The sequence below is a fragment of the Aeromonas sp. LsrichE-8G genome, assembly GCF_022869435.1.
Lineage (GTDB): Bacteria > Pseudomonadota > Gammaproteobacteria > Enterobacterales > Aeromonadaceae > Aeromonas > Aeromonas caviae.
The window spans coordinates 1-293 of the sequence record NZ_JALIHH010000260.1 but is presented as its reverse complement, the minus strand read 5'-3'; the positions used below and the strand labels follow the sequence as shown (position 1 = coordinate 293).

Here is a 293-nt window from a genome sequence, read left to right as displayed (position 1 = left end):
TCGAAGTTGACGAACCGGATAGCGTCGCGGTTGTCGCTTTTTTTCTTGAATACGGGTGCCTTGGCGGCAAGTTTCTTATCAAAGCAGCGCATCCACGCGCCATGCAAATCCTTGAGCTTCTGCTGGAGGTTGTCGGTATATGCCTCTGCCAGAAAGGCCATTTCTGGGTCTTTCTTCCAACTGGTGAGCATCCTGTTCAGCTCAAAGGCAGAAGGCAGTTTTTCGCCAGCATCCAGAATGCGTTTGGTTTCTGCCAGCCCGTGATTCCAGACATAACGAGCACAACCGCCCAA

Annotated in this window: 1 protein-coding gene; it reads right to left on the bottom strand. The window is 51.9% G+C overall.

What is annotated here, in order from left to right:
• A partial coding sequence (locus tag MUW49_RS20905) for a helix-turn-helix domain-containing protein (RefSeq protein ID WP_210539104.1) occupies positions 1-293 on the bottom strand: 293 nt, incomplete at both ends.